The 19,577-nt window shown below is 67.0% G+C and carries 14 protein-coding genes, 1 tRNA gene, 1 rRNA gene and 1 pseudogene; 6 read left to right on the top strand and 11 right to left on the bottom strand.

The features are described 5' to 3' along the window. The 3 genes and pseudogenes from AC1DN2_RS21090 to AC1DN2_RS21080 all read right to left on the bottom strand — a co-directional run. Positions 1 to 500, bottom strand: a pseudogene (locus tag AC1DN2_RS21090) (L-serine ammonia-lyase, iron-sulfur-dependent, subunit alpha); the annotation flags it as partial. Between the two features lie 369 nt (positions 501 to 869). Further along, a tRNA-Thr gene (locus AC1DN2_RS21085) sits at positions 870 to 946 on the bottom strand. Positions 947 to 1,200: 254 nt separating this feature from the next. Further along, complete coding sequence (locus AC1DN2_RS21080; protein ID WP_476851840.1) at positions 1,201 to 2,091, bottom strand: DsbA family protein; 891 nt, start codon at positions 2,089 to 2,091, stop codon at positions 1,201 to 1,203. Positions 2,092 to 2,372: 281 nt separating this feature from the next. Here AC1DN2_RS21080 and AC1DN2_RS21075 point away from each other — a divergent pair, with 281 nt between their 5' ends. Beyond that, complete coding sequence (locus tag AC1DN2_RS21075) at positions 2,373 to 3,782, top strand: alpha,alpha-trehalose-phosphate synthase (UDP-forming) (RefSeq protein WP_476851841.1); 1,410 nt, start codon at positions 2,373 to 2,375, stop codon at positions 3,780 to 3,782. Next, entirely contained in the window at positions 3,772 to 4,617 is an 846-nt protein-coding gene (otsB, locus tag AC1DN2_RS21070) for a trehalose-phosphatase (protein ID WP_476851839.1), read from the top strand. The genes AC1DN2_RS21075 and otsB overlap by 11 nt, the downstream gene beginning before the upstream one ends. 33 nt (positions 4,618 to 4,650) lie before the next feature. Here otsB and AC1DN2_RS21065 read toward each other — a convergent pair whose 3' ends face one another. Then, the gene (locus AC1DN2_RS21065) at positions 4,651 to 5,052 is read right to left on the bottom strand and encodes a VOC family protein (protein ID WP_476851838.1); all 402 of its coding nucleotides are present in this window, start codon (positions 5,050 to 5,052) and stop codon (positions 4,651 to 4,653) included. A gap of 262 nt (positions 5,053 to 5,314) precedes the next feature. On the opposite strand from AC1DN2_RS21065, the gene AC1DN2_RS21060 reads away from it, so the two are divergent. Continuing rightward, entirely contained in the window at positions 5,315 to 6,397 is a 1,083-nt protein-coding gene (locus AC1DN2_RS21060; protein ID WP_018775851.1) for an ABC transporter ATP-binding protein, read from the top strand. Positions 6,398 to 6,637: 240 nt separating this feature from the next. After that, a complete protein-coding gene (locus tag AC1DN2_RS21055) occupies positions 6,638 to 8,056 on the top strand; it encodes a DUF4032 domain-containing protein (RefSeq protein WP_028278083.1) in 1,419 nt (472 codons plus the stop codon). A gap of 48 nt (positions 8,057 to 8,104) precedes the next feature. Here AC1DN2_RS21055 and AC1DN2_RS21050 read toward each other — a convergent pair whose 3' ends face one another. The 5 genes from AC1DN2_RS21050 to AC1DN2_RS21030 all read right to left on the bottom strand — a co-directional run bounded on the left by AC1DN2_RS21050 (position 8,105) and on the right by AC1DN2_RS21030 (position 15,595). Beyond that, positions 8,105 to 9,475 carry an FAD-binding oxidoreductase gene (locus tag AC1DN2_RS21050; RefSeq protein WP_476851837.1) on the bottom strand — a complete coding sequence of 457 codons (1,371 nt, stop codon included), beginning with the start codon at positions 9,473 to 9,475 and terminating at the stop codon, positions 8,105 to 8,107. 34 nt (positions 9,476 to 9,509) lie between these two features. Continuing rightward, positions 9,510 to 11,495 (bottom strand): glycoside hydrolase family 13 protein, encoded by a 1,986-nt coding sequence (locus AC1DN2_RS21045; RefSeq protein ID WP_476851836.1) that lies wholly within the window; start codon positions 11,493 to 11,495, stop codon positions 9,510 to 9,512. Between the two features lie 2 nt (positions 11,496 to 11,497). Then, a complete protein-coding gene (locus AC1DN2_RS21040; RefSeq protein ID WP_476851835.1) occupies positions 11,498 to 12,523 on the bottom strand; it encodes a sugar ABC transporter permease in 1,026 nt (341 codons plus the stop codon). Next, a complete protein-coding gene (locus AC1DN2_RS21035) occupies positions 12,520 to 14,172 on the bottom strand; it encodes an ABC transporter permease subunit (RefSeq protein WP_476851834.1) in 1,653 nt (550 codons plus the stop codon). Before AC1DN2_RS21035 ends, AC1DN2_RS21040 begins: the two co-directional genes overlap by 4 nt. Positions 14,173 to 14,296: 124 nt before the next feature. After that, positions 14,297 to 15,595, bottom strand: coding sequence for a sugar ABC transporter substrate-binding protein (locus AC1DN2_RS21030; RefSeq protein ID WP_476851833.1), 1,299 nt, complete (start codon positions 15,593 to 15,595; stop codon positions 14,297 to 14,299). A gap of 279 nt (positions 15,596 to 15,874) precedes the next feature. On the opposite strand from AC1DN2_RS21030, the gene AC1DN2_RS21025 reads away from it, so the two are divergent. Next, on the top strand, positions 15,875 to 17,653 hold the full coding sequence (locus AC1DN2_RS21025) for a glycoside hydrolase family 13 protein (RefSeq protein ID WP_476851832.1): 1,779 nt from the start codon (positions 15,875 to 15,877) through the stop codon (positions 17,651 to 17,653). Positions 17,654 to 17,655: 2 nt separating this feature from the next. Then, positions 17,656 to 18,687, top strand: a complete 1,032-nt coding sequence (locus tag AC1DN2_RS21020; RefSeq protein WP_476851831.1) for a LacI family DNA-binding transcriptional regulator — start codon at positions 17,656 to 17,658, stop codon at positions 18,685 to 18,687. Between the two features lie 169 nt (positions 18,688 to 18,856). On the opposite strand, the gene AC1DN2_RS21015 is transcribed toward AC1DN2_RS21020, so the two are convergent. Together AC1DN2_RS21015 and rrf are read right to left on the bottom strand one after the other, a co-directional pair. Then, a complete protein-coding gene (locus tag AC1DN2_RS21015; RefSeq protein WP_230007238.1) occupies positions 18,857 to 19,357 on the bottom strand; it encodes an SRPBCC domain-containing protein in 501 nt (166 codons plus the stop codon). A gap of 126 nt (positions 19,358 to 19,483) precedes the next feature. Next, a 5S ribosomal RNA gene (rrf, locus tag AC1DN2_RS21010) occupies positions 19,484 to 19,577 on the bottom strand; the annotation flags it as partial.

Here is a 19,577-nt window from a genome sequence, read left to right as displayed (position 1 = left end):
GCGTTGCGTTCGATGCACGGGACCTGCACGAGCCCGCCGATCGGATCGCAGGTCAGGCCCAGGTTGTGTTCCATCGCGATTTCCGCGGCGTTCTCCACCTGCTGGGGCGTGCCGCCCATGACTTCGGCCAGGCCGGCGGCCGCCATCGAGGACGCCGAGCCCACCTCGCCCTGGCAGCCGACTTCCGCCCCGGAGATCGAGGCCTGCTCCTTGTAGAGCACCCCGATGGCGCCGGCGGTCAGCAGGAACCTGACGATCGTGTCGTCCCGGTCGGCCTGGGTGGCCTGGTCCATGCCGGGGGCGAAGTGCAGCGCGTAGTAGAGCACGGCCGGGATGATGCCGGCGGCGCCATTGGTGGGGGCGGTGACGACGCGGCCGCCGGAGGCGTTTTCCTCGTTCACGGCCAGGGCGATCAGGTTGACCCATTCCTGCCAGTACTTCGGGTCCCGGTAGTCGGGGTCCTGTCCGCGGGTTTCCTTCATGAGGCGTTTGTGCCGGTCCTGGCCGGGGTTGCCGGGGCCGTCCCAAGAACCAGGCTGATTGCACTGGCAACGAAGATCGGCGTCGGAACGTCCCTGCGGTTCCTTAGCCGGAAACGACCGCTCGCCCGCCGCCTCCCGAGCGGCGAACGCTACTCGCCCGGCACTCTCATCAACGAGCTGACCGCCCAGCCTGTCGTCGACGGCATCCATCTCTACAGCTTCAATTGTTTTGACGAGTTACCCGGTACCTTCGCCGCTTCGTCAACGGAACCCTCCGCCACAGGGCTGGAAACGTTGACTGGAAATGCGTCGCCCGGCTAGTCGCCTGTATTAGGACATAAGAAAACCCCTCCGTCCCGGCCAAATTCGCCGGAACGGAGGGGTTCGTGGGGCCCCCTGTCGGATTCGAACCGACGACCCCCGCTTTACAAGAGCGGTGCTCTGGCCAACTGAGCTAAGGAGGCATTCCTGCTTCCCGACACAACGCCGGGCCACAAAATGGCGCGGATGCCAGGACGCTAGACAAGATTAGCCCACCGACGCCCGGTGAGAAAAACCCAGAGAAAAACGCGCAACGCCCCTCCCGCCCAGCGAAGGCCACAGCGAAGGCCTGAAGCGAAGACTAAAAGCAATGGCCCGGCCCCGGGACGATCCGGGGCCGGGCCATCAACTTGTGGCCTTCAACTGCGCGCCTTCAACGGCATGTGCCCTTGTGCGGTTACTTCTTGGCGTCGACCGCGGCCTGCAGGTACTGGTCGAACGGGGTCTGGGCGCTGTCGCCGACACCCCACTGCTTGCCTTCAACGAACACGGTGGGCGTGCCGGTGATGCCGATTACCGTGGCCTCCTGGGTGGTGTGCTTCACCCACGGACGGTAGGTCTTGCCATCCACGCACGTCTCGATGCTCTTGGCCCCGGCGTCGGTGGCCAGCGTCTTCAGCTCGTTGTCGGAGAGTCCGGCGCTGCCTTCGGCCGGCTGCTTGGCGAACAGCAGGTCGACGAAGTCCGAGTACTTCTCCGGGGATTCGTTGACCACGCAGGCTGCGGCGTTGGCCGCGCGCGAGGAGTAGTTCGTGGTGGACCGGCTGTCAAGGAATCCGAGCGGGCGGTACTCCACGGTGATCTTGCCCTCGTTGCGCAGCTTGGTGAGCGTCTCGTTGTACTGCGCCTCGAAGTTCTTGCAGACGGGGCAGATGAAGTCGATGTAGAGGACCACCTTGACCGGCTTGCCGGCCTCAGCCTCGGCGCCCGGGGCCGTGACCGGAGACGGCGGCGTGGCCGGAGCGGACGGGAGGTCGGACAGCTTCACGGTTGCGGGATCGGTCTTCGCCACCTCGGTGTTCGCCAGCAGGGTGACACCGCCGTGGATGTTGCCATTGGCCGGCGTGGGTCCCTCGTCTGCAACCGGGGCGTTGTTCTTGATGTTGGAGGTGACAACCAGCGCGACGATCACGATGATGGCGACGACGGCGGCAACGATGCCCCAGCCGATCAGCAGCTTGTTGCGCTTCTCCTTCTTCAGCTGCGCATCGCGGATCTCGCGGGCTTTCTCGCGCGCCGCGGCAGTGCGCTCTGCCTTAGACAGTCGGGGTTCGTTTGCGGGGCTCATTGGTTCCTCGGGTCGTTCGGCCAGGGACGGTCCACTCAGTGGCAACGTCATCATTTTAGGGGAGAAACCCGAGAACTTGCGCTTTCAAGTTTCCCTTCCGCCTGCCCAACGGACGAATAGCCCGGAAGATTCCGGGCGGCTAGGGTTGATGAAGAGCCACGAGCGGACCCCAGGGGGCACCAATGGAAGCAACGGACAGCGCCGGCCACGGCACACAGAGCACCACTGAAGCGGCGCGGGCGGCCACCGACGGCGCCGCGGCAGGGGATCAGTTCGACTTCATGGTGGTGTCCAACCGGCTGCCCGTCGACCGCTGTTCTGCCGACGAGGCCGGCTGCGAGGATGGCTGGCGCCGCTCCCCCGGCGGACTCGTGACAGCCCTGGCCCCGATGATGACCAAGACCGACGGCGCGTGGGTGGGCTGGCACGGGGCCCCCGATGAGACGGTCAAGCCTTTCAGCCACGGCGGCATCGACCTGATCCCCGTCCAGCTGAGCACCGAGGACATCGAGCTTTTCTACGAGGGCTTTTCGAACGCCACGTTGTGGCCGCTTTACCACGACGTGATCGCCCCGCCGGAGTTCCACCGCACGTGGTGGGATTCGTACCGGAAGGTCAACCGGAGGTTCGCCGACGCCGTCATCCGCCATGCGGCCGAGGGTGCCACCGTCTGGGTGCAGGACTACCAGCTCCAACTGGTTCCCAAGCTGCTCCGGGAGGCCCGGCCGGATCTGAAGATCGGGTTCTTCAACCACATCCCCTTCCCGCCGCCGGAGATCTTTGCCCAGCTCCCGTGGCGCCGTGCGATCATCGACGGCCTGCTGGGCGCGGACCTGGTGGGCTTCCAGCGCAGCAGCGATGCCGGAAACTTCATGCGCTCCGCACGGCGCTTCCTTGGCGCGAGCGTCAAGCAGCAGCAGGTCCATGTCCGGGGCGCCGATGGCGAGACCACCCACATCGCGAGGGCCCAGGCTTTCCCAATCTCCATTGACGTCAAGCAGATCAGCGAGCTGGCGAAGAAGCCGGAGGTAATCGAGCGGGCGCAGCAGATCCGCCGGGACCTCGGCAACCCCAAGACCATCCTGCTCGGCGTCGACCGGCTCGACTACACCAAGGGCATCCGGCACCGGCTCAAGGCGTACGAGGAACTGCTGCAGGACGCCAAGGTCACCGTCGAGGACGCGACCCTGATCCAGGTGGCCAGCCCCAGCCGTGAGCGTGTGGAGCAGTACCGCCTGCTCCGCGAGGAGGTCGAGGGCACAGTGGGCCACATCAACGGCACCTTCGACACCATGGAGAGCACGGCCGTCCGCTACCTGCACCACAGCTACCCCATCGAAGAGATGGTGTCCCTGTACCTGGCCGCGGACGTCATGCTGGTCACCGCCCTGCGGGACGGCATGAACCTCGTCGCCAAGGAATACGTCACGGCCCGGACAAACAACGACGGAGCGCTGGTACTGAGTGAGTTCGCCGGCGCCGCCGACCAGCTCAAGCAGGCCCTGCTGATGAACCCGCACGACATTGACGGCCTCAAGGACACGATCATGAGGGCCGTCAACATGCAGCCGGCCGAGGCATCACGCCGCATGCGGGCCATGCGCAAGCAGATTCTGGACCACGACGTCGACCTCTGGTCCTCCGACTTCCTGAAAGCCCTCGCCGAAAAGGTTGTACGCGATGACTCCTGACGCCGCCGGAACCCACGACTCAGAGACCAACACTCCAAACCCGGCCCCACTCTCACTTTCCCCTGAGCTGCTGGCAGCCGTGCGCCGCGTCGCCGGCACCGGGCACCTGCTCGTGGCGATGGACTTCGACGGCACCATGTCACCGCTCGTGGATCATGCGGCCGACGCCCGTGCGCTCCCGCGCTCCGCCGCCGCCTTCGCGGCGCTGGCGGAACTTCCCCGGACGACGACGGCGCTCATCTCCGGCCGGGCGCTGGACAGCCTGCGGGCCGTCGCCTCCCCGCCGGAGGAGACGCTGCTGATCGGCAGCCACGGCGCAGAGGTCTGGATGGGGCCCGGCTCCTCGGAGCTCATGCTCGACGACGCCCAACGCGAACTCCTGGCCGAGGTCCGCCGGGAGCTTGAGGGAATCGTGGAACAGGCCCCTGGGACCCTTTTGGAAGACAAGCCGGCCGGCGTCGTCCTGCACACGCGGCTCGCGGCGGACGACGTCGCCGAGGACGCCGTCGCCGCGGCGCGGGCGGTCCTGCAGGACCGCAGCGGCGTCTTCCTCAAGTCGGGCAACCGCGTCCTGGAGACCTCTGTCGTGAACGCCTCAAAGGGCGAGGGCATTGCCTTCCTGCGGCAGGCTGCCGGAGCCACGGCTGTGGCTTTCGCCGGAGACGACACCACCGACGAGGACGCCCTGGCCAGCCTCGTCCCGGGCGATCTCGGGGTAAAGGTGGGGCTCGATTTCACCCAGGCCGAGTTCCGGGTGGAGGCGCCGGTGCACATCTGCGAACTGCTGGAGGCCCTCCTGCGGGAGCGGAAGAAGGCCCTCGACTCCGGGAGCTAACGCGGGCCTACGGAGCGGTCAACCGGGCGTCGGTCACGACTCAGGTTCGTAGCCGATCAACCAGTGCAGTCCGTGACGGTCGAGGACCTGGCCATCTGTTGCGCCCCAGGGCTTCGGGGCAAGGGGGTCGATCACCCGGCCGTCAACGGCGAGCTTGTCGAACCACTCGTGGAGAACTGCCGGTTCGGCGGTCCCCAGCAGCGAGAGCATGAGGCCTTCGAACCGGACGCTTTTCTCCCCCGGGGCCGCATCCGACCCCGCCAAAGCGACTGCGCCGTTCAGCTGTCCGTGGGCAATGGCATCCGGCGGGCCATCGCTGCGGTTGAACTCCTCGTAGGTGAACAAGGCAAGCTCTCCGCCGAAGACGTCGGCGTAGAAGCCAAGTGCTTCACGCGCCGTGCCGGGGAAACTGACATAGATCTGCAGTGCCGTCATGCGCACAGCATACATACCCACTTCTGGCGCCATGTGTCTGACCCCACGTGTGACATCCGTAACTTTTTAACCCATTTGGCATATATCTGACATACTCTGTTTGTGATGTGGCGCACAATTACCGTGCGGCGTCACTGGGTACTCCTCGGCTTCGGCCGAGGAGTATGCGTATGAAATCCCACAATTGAATTAACAACTGCATAAAACGACCATTCACTACGGATCGTCCGGCACGTACCTGCCGGTGAAGGGATTGATAACTGTGGCTACAGTTACTTTTGATAACGCAACACGTCTGTACCCGGGCACCGAGAAGCCCGCTGTTGACAAGCTCAACATTGATATCGCCGATGGCGAATTCCTGGTCCTCGTTGGACCCTCCGGCTGCGGAAAGTCGACCTCCCTGCGCATGCTTGCAGGTCTCGAGGACGTCAACTCCGGCCGCATCCTCATCGGCGACCGCGACGTCACGGACGTCCCGCCGAAGGATCGCGACATCGCCATGGTGTTCCAGAACTATGCCCTGTACCCGCACATGACTGTGGCGGACAACATGGGCTTCGCACTGAAGATCGCCGGCGTCAGCAAGGAAGAGCGCGCCGAGCGCGTCCGTGAGGCCGCCAAGCTGCTCGACCTCGAACCGTACCTGGACCGCAAGCCGAAGGCCCTCTCCGGCGGCCAGCGTCAGCGCGTTGCCATGGGCCGCGCCATTGTGCGTAACCCGCAGGTATTCCTCATGGATGAGCCGCTGTCCAACCTGGATGCCAAGCTGCGCGTGCAGACCCGCACCCAGATCGCGTCCCTGACCCGCCGCCTCGGCGTCACCACGGTCTACGTGACCCACGACCAGGTCGAGGCCATGACCATGGGTGACCGCGTCGCCGTGCTGAAGGACGGCCTGCTGATGCAGGTCGACACCCCGCGCAACCTGTACGACAAGCCCAAGAACGTCTTCGTGGCCGGCTTCATCGGCTCCCCCGCCATGAACCTGCTCGAACTCCCCGTTGTCGACGGCGGCGTGCAGTTTGGCGGAACCGTTTACCCGGTTCCGCGCGACGTCCTCGAGGAAGCCCACGGCCAGACCGTGACCCTCGGTTCCCGCCCGGAAGACCTTGAGACTGTTGCCCAGGGTGAAGGTCTCCAGGTCGAGGTCGACGTCGTCGAAGAACTCGGCGCCGACGCTTACGTCTACGGCCACACCACGCTCGATGGCCAGAGCCACGACATCGTGGCCCGCGTCGACGGCCGCCGCCCCCCGATGAAGGGTGAGTCCATCTGGGTCCGCCCCCAGTCGGGCCACGTACACCTGTTCGACACCAAGACCGGCCTGCGCCTCGGCGACTAGTCCCCACCGGCTCCCTAACCTCGCTTCGCGTCGGTCAGGGAACCCTGCCGGCGTGGGCCCACCCACCGGTTCCCTAACCTCGCTTCGCGTCGGTCAGGGAACCCTGCCGGCGTGGGCCCACCCACCGGCTCAGCAGACGGCGGTCCTCCCCAGTGGAGGGCCGCCGTCGGGCGTTAACAGCCCTGCTTTAGGTGCGGCCCGCCAAATACGGAAGAATTGATTCATGACCGAGGAAACCCCATGACCGAGGAAAACAGTGCCCAGTGGCACGACGAGCCCACCGACTACGGTCAGATCGGGAAACTGCCCCGGTTCGAGGCCGCCAGCGCCAATGACGACAAGGCCGCGATGGTGTCCAGCTCGCTGAGCATCACGGCCGCCGCCACCGAGCCCGAGCTGCTGGACCTGCCCTGGCACATTGCCCTCGAGGACTGGCCGGCCGAATATCTGGCAGCCCTCCCCCGCGGCATCTCACGGCACATCGTGCGCTTCGCCCACCTCGGCGGCTCCGTGATCGCCATCAAGGAAACCTCGGAGCACGTGGCCCGCCACGAATACCACATGCTGCGCAAACTCGCCCGGCTGGACGTTCCCGGCGTGGAGCCGGTGGCCGTCATCACCGGACGCACCACCCCGGAGGGCCGGCCGCTGAACCCCGTGCTGGTCACCCGGCACCTGAAGTTCTCCATGCCCTACCGTGCGCTCTTCTCCCAGATGCTGCGCAAGGACACCCTGACCCGCCTCATCGACGCCCAGGCCCTGCTGCTGGTCCGGCTGCACCTGATCGGCTTCTACTGGGGCGACGTCTCGCTCTCCAACACCTTGTTCCGCCGCGACGCCGGCGCGTTCGCCGCCTACCTGGTCGATGCCGAGACCGGCGAACTGTACCCGGATTTGTCCACCGGCCAGCGCGAGTACGACCTCGAAATCGCCCGCGTCAACATCGCCGGGGAACTCATGGACCTCCTCGACGGCGGCCTGATCGAGGAGAAGGTGGACCCCGTGGCCACCAGCGAGCTGATCATGGACAGCTACCGGCGGTTGTGGACCGAGCTGACGGCAAAGGAATCGTTTGAGATCGGGGAACGCTGGCGCGTGGCCGCCCGGATCCGGCGGCTCAACGAGCTGGGGTTCGACGTCGAGGAATACGCGATCAAGACCACGCAGAACGGCTCGACCATCCAGCTCCAGCCGAAGGTCGTCGACGCCGGGCATCACCAGCGCCGGCTGCTGCGCCTGACCGGCCTGGACGCCCAGGAAAACCAGGCCCGCCGGCTCCTGAACGACATGGACTCGTTCCGGGCGGACAACAACCCGGGCATGGACGAGGAATACAGCGCGCACCTGTGGGTCAGCCAGATCTTCGAACCGATCGTCCGGGCCATCCCCCGCGACCTCTCCGGCAAGCTCGAGCCGGCCGAGGCGGTGCACGAGGTCCTGGAGCACCGCTGGTACATGTCCGAGAAAGAGAACCGGCACATCCCCCTGGCGGAGGCCGTCCAGTCCTACATCGACAACGAACTCCGCCACCGCCGGGACGAGGCCGCGATCATGCTCAACCCGGACACGGGGTTGCTCAAGATCCTTGAGGTGGAGACCGAGGAATCACGCTACGGCGCCGACGACTCAGTAGACGAATACCCCGACTCCGACGACTAAGCCGCGCGCCGGGCATGTTGTGGCACGCCCGGGCTAAATCGCCTTGAGCTAAATCGCCTTGCCGGGGTTCAGGATCCCGGCCGGATCGAAGAGTTCCTTGATCCGGCGCTGCAGCTCCCGCACGGGTTCCTTCTGCTCCAGGCCAAGCCAGCGCAGCTTGTACTGCCCGATCCCGTGTTCGCCGGTGATCGTGCCGCCCATGGCCAGGGCCACGGCAATCGACCGGTCCAGGGCGGCGCCCAGGCGGGCCATGGCATCGGGGTCCACGGCATTGTCCGCCCGGTCGACCCAGAAGGTGGGGTGCAGGTTGCCGTCACCGGCGTGGGCCACGACTTTGAGCTGCACCCGGTGTTCCGCCGCCATGGACTCAAGCTCGGCGACGTAATCCACCAGCCGCGAACGCGGCACGGCCACGTCCTCGCCCACCCGGTATTCGTCGTCCACCTCGGTCCCTCGGCTGTTGCGGCGCAGTTCGACAAGCTCCTCTGCCTCCGCGTTGGCCTCCATGGTCACCACCGCTCCTCCCGCCACCAGGACCGGGCGGATGGCCGCGGCTTCCGCCGCCGCACCGAAGCCGTCGGTCTGGATCAGCAGCAGGGATGCCCCGCGTGCGGCCAGGTCCGAGCCGTGGAGGTCATCGAGTTGGGCGAGCGAGCCGCCGTCGAGCAGTTCCATGATGGCCGGCTGCACGCGGGCCCTCCCCACTGCGAGGACCCCGGCCGCGGCGCTGCGGAAGTCCGGGTAGAAGGCGGCGATGGTGTGCACGTCGCGCGGCAGGTACTTCAGCCGTACGGTGACACCGACCACGATCCCCAGGGTCCCCTCCGAGCCGACGAACAGCCCGGTGAGGTCATAGCCGGCGACGCCCTTGAAGGTCTGGTGGCCGGTATGGATGAGGGAGCCGTCCGCGAGGACGACGTCGAGCGCCAGGACAGAGTCGCGGGTCACCCCGTACTTCGCGCAGCGCAGCCCGCCGGCGTTGGTGGCCACGTTGCCACCGATGGTGGACATCTTGAAGCTTGCAGGATCCGGGGCATACATGAGCCCGTGCACGGCGGCGGCCGCATTCAGGTCGGCGTTAATGACGCCGGGTTCCACGACGGCGGTCTCGTCATCCGGGTTGAGGTCCAGGACGCGGTTCATCCCCTCGAGCGTGAGCACCACGCAGCCCGCGCTCGCGTGGGCGCCCCCGGAGACCCCGGTACCGGCCCCGCGCGCCACCAGCGCGACGCCAAAGGCGGCGCAGGCACGCACAGTTGCCTGCACGTCGGCCACCGATTCGGCGCGGACCACCGCCTGCGGGAGCTGATAGTCCAGGACGGGAGCCTGGTCCACGGCATAGGCGGCCAGGGTGGTGGCGTCCACGGCAATTTTCGCCGCGCCCAGGGCGGTGGTCAGCTCGTCGATGATGCTGCGCATGCGGTCTCCAGTTCGGTCGAATCCGGTTCCCAGTCTAAGACTGCGGGAGCGGCAGCCGGGTCCCGGGCAGCACCCATGCGGCCGCGGCCGGACCCCGGGTGCGGATCAGGGCGGATCGGGCGGCCTCATCCGCCCTGATCTTCCCGGCAGACGCTTCCGGCGATGGCTCCGGCGCCCCGCCCGGCTCCCCGCACGGCTCCCGCCGCAGTTCCACCATGACCTCGCCCGCCGCGTAGGCAGGCCGCCCGGCCAGGGCCGCGAACTGGGCCCCTGAGAGTGTTCCGGGAGCCAGTTCCGCCTCCGCCCCGGCCCGGGCCACCACCACGAGCACGGCGCTCTTCCCTGTTTCACGCACGAACGCCAGGACGTCCCCGCGTGCGTACAGCCAGCGCACGCCGCCGCCCGTCAGTGCGGGCTGGTCCCGGCGCAGCGCGGTGAGGGCTGCGTAGTCCGCCGTCAGGTCGGTGAGGATGCGGCTGGGGTCGTCCCAGGGCATGGGCGTCCGGGAGGACTCCCCGTTGTCGCCTTTGAGTCCGAACTCGTCGCCGGCGAACACCACGGGAACGCCCGGCAGGGTGAACATCAGCAGCGCGCCGAGCCGCTGGCCGCCGTCGATCATCACGGTGGCCGCCCGCGCGGTGTCGTGGCTGTTCAGGGCGTTCATGTTCTGCTGACGGACGTCCCAGCTGAACGCGGAAGCGAGGTCCAGGTGCGTGGCCAGGAAGTCCTCCGCGGCGGTCCGGTTGGGGCCGGGCAGCGGGGTTCCAAAGAAATTGACGTGTCCCGCGTCCCCTGCGAGCCAGGACCACAGCGGGCGGGTGAAGTTGGAGTAGGTCATGGCACCGTGCCAGTGCTCGCCGCTGAAGTCGGGTGCCGCGTCATTCGTGGCCTCGGCGAGCAGAGCCGCCTCGGGGTTGATCGAACGGACGCGGTCCGCGATCAGCCGGGCGACGTCGTAGTTCAGATCGGTGCCGCCGAGCCTGCCGGTCATGTTGCCGACGTCGATCCGCCAGCCGTCCAGGTTGAACGGCGGCCGGAGCCAGACCGCCACCGGGGAATCGTCATCCAGGACGAATTTCTCGCGCAGGCCCGGGGAGGCCCAGTTGAGCTTGGGCAGCGACCTGACGCCGTACCAGGACTCGTACGCCGTGTGGTCGGCATTGAAGTAGTAGTACCCGGCTTCCTCGGAGGCCGGGTCGGCCAGGGCGCGCTGGAACCATTCGTGGGCGTCGCCGGAATGATTGGCCGTGAGGTCACCCATCACCCGCAGACCGCGGGCGTGGGCGGCCTGGACGAGTTCCACCAAGGCCTCGTCCCCGCCCAACAGTGGGTCCACCATGGAAAAGGTGGCGGCGTCGTAGCGGTGGTTGGAGCGGGCCGGGAAGAACGGCGTCAGGTAGATGACGTCGGCCCCGAGCGCCTGAATGTGGTCCAGCCGCTCGGTGATGCCCCGGAGGTCGCCGCCGTAGTACTGGTACGGGGTCTGCGGACCGGAGCCCTCGACCTCGGTGGTGTCCCACCCGCACGGCACGGCCCAGTCCGGGAACGCCTCGTCCGGGGAAGTATGTTCCGGCGCCGGCTGCGACGGCGTGGAGCGGGCGAAGCGGTCCGGGAAGATCTGGTACATCGTTCCCCGGCGCAGCCATTTGGGGGCGGGCCGGAACGTGGTGAGGCGGAAGTCGGCGTAGTCGGAGACGTCCCGGCTGAATAGGCCCTGCGCGTTGAGGGTCCAATACCGCGGGCCGACCTCGATCAGGAACCGGTAGCGGGCCACCGGGTTGGTCACCACCATCGCAGCCTCCCACCAGGTCCACCCGTCGACGTCGCCAAGGTTCCTGGCCGGATCGTAGCGGGGTTCGCCGTCGTGGATGGACCGGAGCCACACCCGGGCGGGCCGCCCCCAGACGGCCGGCACGCGGAGCCGCAGCCGGACGTCCGCCCCCGGTTCCACGTGCCGGGGCGCGTGGAGTGCCGAACCGTCGTGGTGCGGCAGCGGGCCGGCGCTGCCTGGCAGCGTCATGCCTAGCCCTTCACCGAGCCCGCGGTGAGGCCGCTGACGATGTAGCGCTGCAGGAACAGGAACAGGGCCATCACCGGGATGGCGCTGAGCACGGCGCCGGCGGCGAAGACTCCCCAGTTCTCCGAGCGCTGCTGCGCCACGAAGGAGTACAGACCCACGGCGAGGGTCTGGCTGTCCGGGTCCGTGAGCACCACGGAGGCGATCACGAACTCGCCGGAGATGCCGATGAACGTCAGGAGGCCCACCACCGCCAGGATCGGCGTGACGAGCCGCATGATGATGCCGAAGAAGATCTGCGCGTGGCTGGCGCCGTCGATCTTCGCCGCCTCGTCCAGGGACTGCGGCACGGTGTTGAAGAAGCCGTACATGAGGTAGGTGTTCACGCCCAGGGCGCCGCCCAGGTACACCATGATCAGGCCCAGCTGGCTGCCCAGGCCGAGGGCCGGGATGACCTCGGAGATGCCGCTCAGGAGCAGGAAGATGGCGACGACGGCCAGCAGCTGCGGGAACATCTGGAGCAGCAGCAGGCTCAGCAGGCCGATCCGGCGCCCGGTGAAGCGCATCCGGGAGAAGGCGTACGCCGCCATGGCGCCCAGGAACACGGTGGCCGCGGAGGTCACGCCGCCCACCACCATGGTGTTGCCGAACCAGCGGGCAAAGGGCCGCGAGGGCATGTCGAACAGGGCGGTGAAGTTGCCGAAGTCGATCCTGCTGAACAGCGCGTTGGAACCCACCAGGGTGCCGGTGGAGTTGAGCGCTGCGGACAGCACGTAGAGCAGCGGGAAGACCGCGAAGACCGTCACGATGCACCCCACCAGGTGGCGCCATCCTTTGTCCTTGAACCAGGCGCCGAACGGGCGCCGGCGCTGCAGCGACTTGAGGTATTCGACGTCGGTCGCGCCGGTGGTGATGGTGCCGGGGCCGGTGGTGATGGTGCCGGGGCCGGTGGTGATGTTGCCGGGGCCGGTCCCTCCAGCCTGCCGGGTTTTCTCTGCCGGAGCGGCGGTGCGCGATGCTGACCCGTTCATGCGTTCACGTCCTCGAGTGCCTTGGTCTGCTTGAAACTGATGGCCGAGACAGTGGCCACGATGATGAAGATGATGATCGCCAGTGCGCTGGCGAGGCCGTAGTCACGGCCAGTGCCCTGCCCGAATGCCACCTTGTACACCAGGGTGATCAGGATGTCGGTGGCTCCGATGTCCCGGTTGGTGTCCTCGAAGCGGGGTCCGCCGCCGGTGAGCATGAAGATCACGTTGAAGTTGTTGAAGTTGAAGGCGAAGGAGGAGATCAGCAGCGGCGCGATCGAGACCAGCAGCAGCGGGAGCTTGATGGAGCGAAACACCCGCCACGGGCCGGCACCGTCCATCCGGGCGGCCTCGTCCAGCTCGCTGGGCAGCGACTGCAGCGCGCCGGTGCAGACCAGGAACATGTAGGGGAAACCCAGCCAGAGGTTGACCACCAGCACGCTGATCTTGGCCAGGAACGGGTCGGTGAGCCATCCGATGGATGCCCCGCCGAACAAGTTCTGGTTGAGCCACCCGAATTCCGGGTTGAGGATGCCGGACCAGACCAGGCCGGTGAGGAAGGCGGGGAAGGCGTACGGCAGGATCATCAGGATCCTGTAGACCTTCTTGCCCCTGAGGTCCTCGCGGTTGAAGGTGATGGCCAGGAACAGCCCCAGAGCAAAGGTCAGAGCGACGGAAGCCAGGGCGAAAGTGAAGGTCCAGAGGATAACGCCGAGCAGCGGGCCGCGCAGGCTGGGGTCGGTGAAGGCGCGGGCGAAGTTTTCCATCCCGACGTCGATCTTCCAGCCGGTGGAGAGCGTCTCGCCGTTGCCTGCCGCGAAGGCGCCCTTGCCGTTGTCGCGGTAGACGGCACCGGAGACGGTGTCCGTGAAAGTGTCGGCAGCGGCGTCGTACTTCAGCGACGGCTTGAACTGGTAGGCGTTGCTGCCGTCCGCGGTGCGCAGGGTGCCGTCGGCCGGGTTGGCGGAGACCGGGACGGTGATGTCCAGGATGCTCTGCTGGTTGGCAACGATCTCCTGGAAGTTCAGGGTTCGGTAGCCGGCCAGGGCGTTGGCCTTCCCGGTCGAGTCCTTGCCGGCGCCGGGGGCTTCCGCGAGCGGCGTCTCGGTGTTACCGAGCGAGACCTTGCCCTGCGGGTCGGTGAAGAGAAGGTAGAAGGAGTTGTCCTTGGTGAGCACGGCGGCCTTGTAGGCCGGCGACTCGGGCACCCGCTTCTGCGCGGTGAGCTGGATGGCGGCGATCGCGTCATCCTTGGTGCTGTTGTGGCCGTCGCCGTAGTTGGTGAACGCGATGTAACCGCTGAACATGACCACGAAGACCTGGAATACGAGCAGGAAGAGCACGCCCGGGGCCAGGTACTTGGCGGGCAGGCCGCCCTTGCGCAGGTAGATCCAGTTGATCACGAGCACGACGGCGGCGGAGACTCCCAACGCCAGCCAGGACTGGCTCAGGAAAAGCATCATCAGGATGTAGACAGCGAGGGCGTCCGCGAGGCCCAGCAGCACGATCTTCGCGATGGTTCCCTTCACCCCCTCGGGGCCGCTCCGGCGTGGGTGGGCGCTGCCGGCCCGCCGGGCTGAGGTTGTGGGGGCGGCGTCCGGGGCGGACGACAGTGCGGGGTCTATGTCCTCGCGGAGTTCGGTATCTGACATGGCTGTCTACAGTCCTTGGGAGAAGCTGGGGTGATGCAGGAACGGGCCGGGCGGCCTCACGGCCGCCCGGCCCGGTGCCGCCGGTTACTGGCGCTTGGGGAAGCGTCAGGAACCGGCGCGGGGACTAACCCTTGATCTTGCTCTTGATGCTGGCGGCCATCTTGGCCCAGTCAGCGGCGGGATCGCCCTGGCCCTTGATGAGGGCGAGCTCGGTGGCTCCCCAGTCGGCCCAGACGGCACTCATTTCCGGGATGGCCGGCATCGGGACGCCGTTGGCGCCGATCTTGCCAAAGGCGGCGACAACCGGGTCGCTTGCTGCCTTCTCGAAGGAGGCCTTCAGTGCCGGCGGGCGGCCGCCGGCCTTGTACATGGAGTCCTGGGCGGCCTCAGAGGTCAGGTAGTTGGTGACGAACTCGTTGGTGGCCAGGGCGTTGGCGCTCTTGGCGCTGATGAAGAAGCCGTTGACGCCGATGAACGGCTGGGCCGGCTGGTCGCCGGTGGTCGGCAGCTCGTCAACAGCGAACTTGATGTCCTTCTTCTGCACGTCCGGCACGTTCCACGGGCCGGTCAGGTAGTACGGGGACTCGCCGGCCAGGAACTTCTCCTTGGCGATGTCACCGGTGATGTTGGAGTTGATGATCTTTTCGCCCTTGTCGCCCCAGGCGGCCAGCTTCTTGGCGAACTCGACGCCGGAGGCGTCGCCGATCAGGAGCTGCTTGGGGTCGTAGCCGCCGTCGGCTGCCTTGCCGAAGACCTGCGAGCCCATTGAGGCCTGCAGCGGGTAGAGGTGGTACGGATCGCCCTGCTTCGGGTCCATGCCCACGAGGAACGGGAACTTCGCCTTGCCGTCGGCCACGGCCTTCTTGCCGTTGGCGACGACCTCGTCCAGGGTCTTGGCGCTCTGGGCAACGAGGTCCGTGTTGCGGAGCAGGGCGATGTTCTCGATCGCATACGGGACGCCGTAGACGGAGCCGTTGTAGGTCATGGCCTTGATGGAGGAGTCCTGGAACTCGGACTTCTTGTCCCCGAGCTCCACCGGAGCGATCACGCCGTTCTGGACGAACTTGCCGACCCAGTCGTGCGGGCCAACGATCAGGTCCGGGCCCTTGCCGGTCGGGACCTGGGTGATGAAGTCGTCGCGGACAGCGGCGAAGTCCTTGACGACGAGCTTGACCGCGATGCCGGTATCGGTCTGGAACTTGGCCGTGATGTCCTTCAGCGCGGGCGCGCGCTCGGCATCGACCCACATGGTGATCGTGCTGGCGCCGGAGGCCTTCAGGTCAGGCTTGGCCGTCGCGGTCGCGGGTGCGGTGGCCGCGGCGCCGCCGCACGCGCTGAGGGCCAGTGCGGCCACTACGGAAATAGCGCCCGCGGTGAATACGCGGCGGCTCGTTCCGTTCGTGAGGGTGTTCTGCACCTTCATTGGTGTCCCTTTCATAAATTCCTGCATCCACGCGTAAGGCCCTGGAAGTCCATTCCAGAGCCCCGTGGCATCGTCGGTGATGTGGCTCACAACTGCAAGCGCTTCCAAAGTACACGCTAGGTACCACTTTGAAAAGTCACCGCACCAGCCCGGGGCGAGGGGCTCCGCTGGCTGGCCGGACGCCGGGCCGGGACAGTCCAACGACTGGCCGAAACTGCCCGATTCGAATGTGACTGGAAGCGTTTTCATTTTCCCGGTGTGGGACTTACGATTACCGTCATGTCCGTTGATTCAGTTCTCCTCTCCCCCGCCGCGCAGGCCGGCCCCCTGACGGGTCCGCTGACCCCGGTGCACGCCGCAGACCACATCCCGGGATGGTGGCGGTCCGCCGTCATCTACCAGGTCTACCCTCGCTCGTTCCGGGACCTGAACGGCGACGGCATCGGCGACCTCGCCGGAATCACAGCCGAGCTTCCCCGGCTCGCCGACCTGGACATCGATGCCGTCTGGCTTTCGCCGTTCTACCGGTCTCCGCAGCGCGACGCCGGCTACGACGTGAGCGATTACTGCGACGTCGACCCCCTGTTCGGCACGCTGAACGACTTCGACGCCATGATTGCCGAGGCCGCGCGGCTGGGACTGCGGATGATCGTTGACCTGGTGCCCAACCATTGCTCGGACCAGCACGCGGCCTTCCAGGCCGCCCTGGCCGCTCCCGCCGGCAGCCCGGAGCGGGACATGTTCATCTTCCGCGACGGCAAGGGAACCTTCGGCGAAGAACCGCCGAACAACTGGCAGTCCCACTTCGGCGGGTCGGCGTGGACTCGGATCACCGAACCCGACGGGACCCCGGGCCAGTGGTACCTGCACCTCTTCGACTCCTCCCAGCCGGACTTCAACTGGGACAACCGCGCCGTCCACGTGGAATTCGAGCGGGTCCTGCGCTTCTGGCTGGACCGCGGCGTCTCCGGTTTCCGGGTGGACGTGGCGCACGCCCTCGTGAAGGCCACCGGCCTGCCGGAGTGGGGCGGCCGCGCCGACGGCAGCAGCTCTGACGGCTTCCCCGGACGCGACGCTCCGATGTTTGGCCAGCCTGCCCTCCACGACATCTACCGCCAGTGGCGGCTGATTCTCGCCGAGTACGGCCCCGACCGGATCCTCTGCGCCGAGGCAAACGTTGACCCGCTCCCCCGGCTCGCCGACTGGGTGCGCCCGGACGAAATGCATCAGGCCTTCAACTTCCCCTACCTCCACGCGGGCCTGGACGTGCATCGCATGCGCCACGTCATCACCGAGTCACTGACGTCGCTGGACGCCGTCGCCGCCCCCAGCACGTGGGTGCTCTCCAACCACGACGTCGTCCGCCACGCCACCCGCTTCGGATACAACGGGCAGGCGCCGCGCGACGGTGACGGAATCGGCACCTGGGATCCCCAGCCGGACGAGGACCTCGGACGCTCCCGCGCGGCAGCGGCGTCCCTGTTCATGCTCGGGCTGCCCGGCGGGGCTTACCTCTACCAGGGCGAAGAACTCGGCCTTCCGGACGGGATCGACATCCCGGACACCCGGCGCCAGGACCCCACTTTTGCCCGCAGCGGCGGCGCACGGCTGGGCCGCGACGGCTGCCGCGTCCCGCTGCCCTGGCGGGCCGGAGAACTACACGCAGGATTTGGCGACGGGCAGGACCCCTGGCTGCCGCAGCCGGAAAGCTTCGCCCGGCTGGCACGGGATGTGCAGGCCGCTTCACCGTCGTCGCACCTAAGCCTCTACAAGCGCATGCTGGAGCTCCGCCGCCGGCTGGACCTGGGCCGCGGCTCACTGTCCTGGTACGAGGACCTGTGCACGGACACGAGCCTTGCCTTCCTCAACGGCTCCACGCTCGTGCTGCTGAATGTGGGGTCCGAGCCCTTGGAACTGCCCGCCGGGCGGGTGCTGCTGCGCAGCTCAACGTCACCGGAGGCCGGCTACGACGTTGGGGGCATGGACAGCGCCGGCGATCCGTTAAGCTCAGGTGAAACTGTTTGGCTGAAAATCTACATCGAGGACACGGAGGGCTAGGCATGCCCGGCATCAAGGACGTCGCGGAACGGGCCGGCCTCTCCATCGCCACCGTTTCGCGCGCCTTGAGCGGCAAAGGCAACGTTTCCCCGCGAAGCCGGGAACGCGCCCAGACCGCCGCCGCTGAGCTTGGCTTCGTCCTGTCCTACCACGCTTCCAGCCTGGCCTCCGGGCGCAATCACAATGTCGGCCTTGTTGTCCCCTCGGTCCACCGGTGGTTTTTTTCCTCGGTGGTCGAAGGTGTCTCTGCCACCCTGCTGGACGCCGGCTACGACCTCACGCTGTACAACGTCAGCGAGGGCCGGGAGCGCCGCCACAGTGTTCTGAACGACTTCCTGCTGCGCAAACGCGTGGATGCTGTGATCGCAGTGTCCTTGGAGCTCTCCGAGGCCGAGATCGACCAGCTGCTGGCCATCCACCGTCCGATCGTCGGGATCGGCGGCCCGTTGCCTGGCGCGTCGACCATCCGCATCGATGATTCCGGCATCGCGGAGGCCGCAGCCCGCCACCTGATCCAGCTCGGCCACAGCAAAATCGCCCATATGACCGGCGATGCCGCCTACGACCAGGATTTCCGCCTTCCCGGGACACGCCAGGCGGGCTTCAAGAAAGCCATGCGCGACGCCGGGCTGACGGTCCGTCCGGAGTGGCAGATCTCCGCCGATTTCACGATCCAGGGCGCCTATGCCAACGCCCGTACGCTGCTCGGCACCTCACCGGAGCGCCCCACGGCCGTCTTTGCCGCCTCCGACGAGATGGCGATTGGGACGATCCTCGCTGCCCGGGATTTCGGCCTGCGGGTGCCGCAGGACCTCTCCGTCATCGGCATAGACGGCCATGAACTTGGTGAGGTCTTCGGGCTGACCACGTTCGATCAAGACGCGCGGGGCCAGGGCGCGCTGGCCGTGCGGCGCTTGTTGGCCAGGCTCGACGGCGCCGGAGACGCGGCGGCCCCGCACACCGAATACCCTACGCGCTTTGTCATCCGGTCCAGCACCGCTGTTCCGCCCCTTGACCAAGGACCGATCCGCTAGTCTCCGGCTATTTTCTCCGTGGCGGCGTTCCTGCCCAGTTCCTCGCTCCATTGCCTGGCCGTCTGCCCAGAACGGCCCGGAAGGCCGGGGAGGCCCCACGGGTTCTCCGCCCCGGTCCTCCGAGCAACTGGGAAGCAACGCCTCGATCCGGCCCACAGGCCAAGCAAGCTCAGGCGCCGGCGCCGCCCATGAAGCGAACAAAACGGTCCAAGACGCCGGGCCAGCCGGCCGCGTAGTCTGCCCGGGCGGCCGCGGGATCCTCGGCGCCTTCCCAACCGCTGTGAACCAGGCGGAGCTCTGTCCCCTCGCCGACCGCCTTGAAGGCCACCCGGAGCTCAGTGGACCATATGGCAGTGGTCCCAGGGTGCCAGCTGGCATGGAAGGACAACGGCGGCTGCCAGTCGTCAATGGATCCCCACACGGCTGTCCGGCCATCATCAGCGGTCTCCATGATGAGGCTCTCCTCGAACTCCACGTAGGAGCCGGCGCCATAGACGCTGTGGTCCTCCAGCGGCCACCAGAGGTGCGTATGTTCGGTGAATCCCACAAAGGCCCGGGCGACGGCGCCGGGTACCACCACAGTGTAGACAACCGGCTCCAGGCCGTCGGCTACCTCCGGCTCGGGGCCATCAGAAGGGTCAACGGGAGCATGGCTGAAGAGGTTATCCATGGGCAACAACTCTACCCGCGCCGCCCAACCGGGCCCGCATGGGGTTTCGGCTTGAGTATTTCGTATGAGTCGTTAAATGCGGGAGGACCCCCACCTGGTGGTGGGGGTCCTCGACCGTTAATGGTGTTCCGGCGGTGACCTACTCTCCCACACCCTCCCGGGTGCAGTACCATCGGCGCTGTGGGTCTTAGCTTCCGGGTTCGGGATGGGACCGGGCGTT

The sequence above is a fragment of the Arthrobacter sp. 01L42 genome (assembly GCF_056400005.1).
The sequence above is the reverse complement of the archived record's forward strand: the minus strand, read 5'-3'. Positions and strand labels throughout refer to the sequence as shown.

What these genes read in the sequence shown, in the direction of transcription:
- AC1DN2_RS21055 (WP_028278083.1), top strand. Translation starts at nt 6,638, where the DNA reads ATGACCGAGGAAAACAGTGCCCAGTGGCACGACGAGCCCACCGACTAC.
- AC1DN2_RS21080 (WP_476851840.1), bottom strand. Translation starts at nt 2,091, where the DNA reads ATGAGCCCCGCAAACGAACCCCGACTGTCTAAGGCAGAGCGCACTGCC.
- AC1DN2_RS21045 (WP_476851836.1), bottom strand. Translation starts at nt 11,495, where the DNA reads ATGACGCTGCCAGGCAGCGCCGGCCCGCTGCCGCACCACGACGGTTCG.
- AC1DN2_RS21040 (WP_476851835.1), bottom strand. Translation starts at nt 12,523, where the DNA reads ATGAACGGGTCAGCATCGCGCACCGCCGCTCCGGCAGAGAAAACCCGG.
- AC1DN2_RS21075 (WP_476851841.1), top strand. Translation starts at nt 2,373, where the DNA reads ATGGTGGTGTCCAACCGGCTGCCCGTCGACCGCTGTTCTGCCGACGAG.
- AC1DN2_RS21050 (WP_476851837.1), bottom strand. Translation starts at nt 9,475, where the DNA reads ATGCGCAGCATCATCGACGAGCTGACCACCGCCCTGGGCGCGGCGAAA.
- AC1DN2_RS21065 (WP_476851838.1), bottom strand. Translation starts at nt 5,052, where the DNA reads ATGACGGCACTGCAGATCTATGTCAGTTTCCCCGGCACGGCGCGTGAA.
- AC1DN2_RS21030 (WP_476851833.1), bottom strand. Translation starts at nt 15,595, where the DNA reads ATGAAGGTGCAGAACACCCTCACGAACGGAACGAGCCGCCGCGTATTC.
- AC1DN2_RS21025 (WP_476851832.1), top strand. Translation starts at nt 15,875, where the DNA reads ATGTCCGTTGATTCAGTTCTCCTCTCCCCCGCCGCGCAGGCCGGCCCC.
- otsB (WP_476851839.1), top strand. Translation starts at nt 3,772, where the DNA reads ATGACTCCTGACGCCGCCGGAACCCACGACTCAGAGACCAACACTCCA.
- AC1DN2_RS21015 (WP_230007238.1), bottom strand. Translation starts at nt 19,357, where the DNA reads ATGGATAACCTCTTCAGCCATGCTCCCGTTGACCCTTCTGATGGCCCC.
- AC1DN2_RS21020 (WP_476851831.1), top strand. Translation starts at nt 17,656, where the DNA reads ATGCCCGGCATCAAGGACGTCGCGGAACGGGCCGGCCTCTCCATCGCC.
- AC1DN2_RS21035 (WP_476851834.1), bottom strand. Translation starts at nt 14,172, where the DNA reads ATGTCAGATACCGAACTCCGCGAGGACATAGACCCCGCACTGTCGTCC.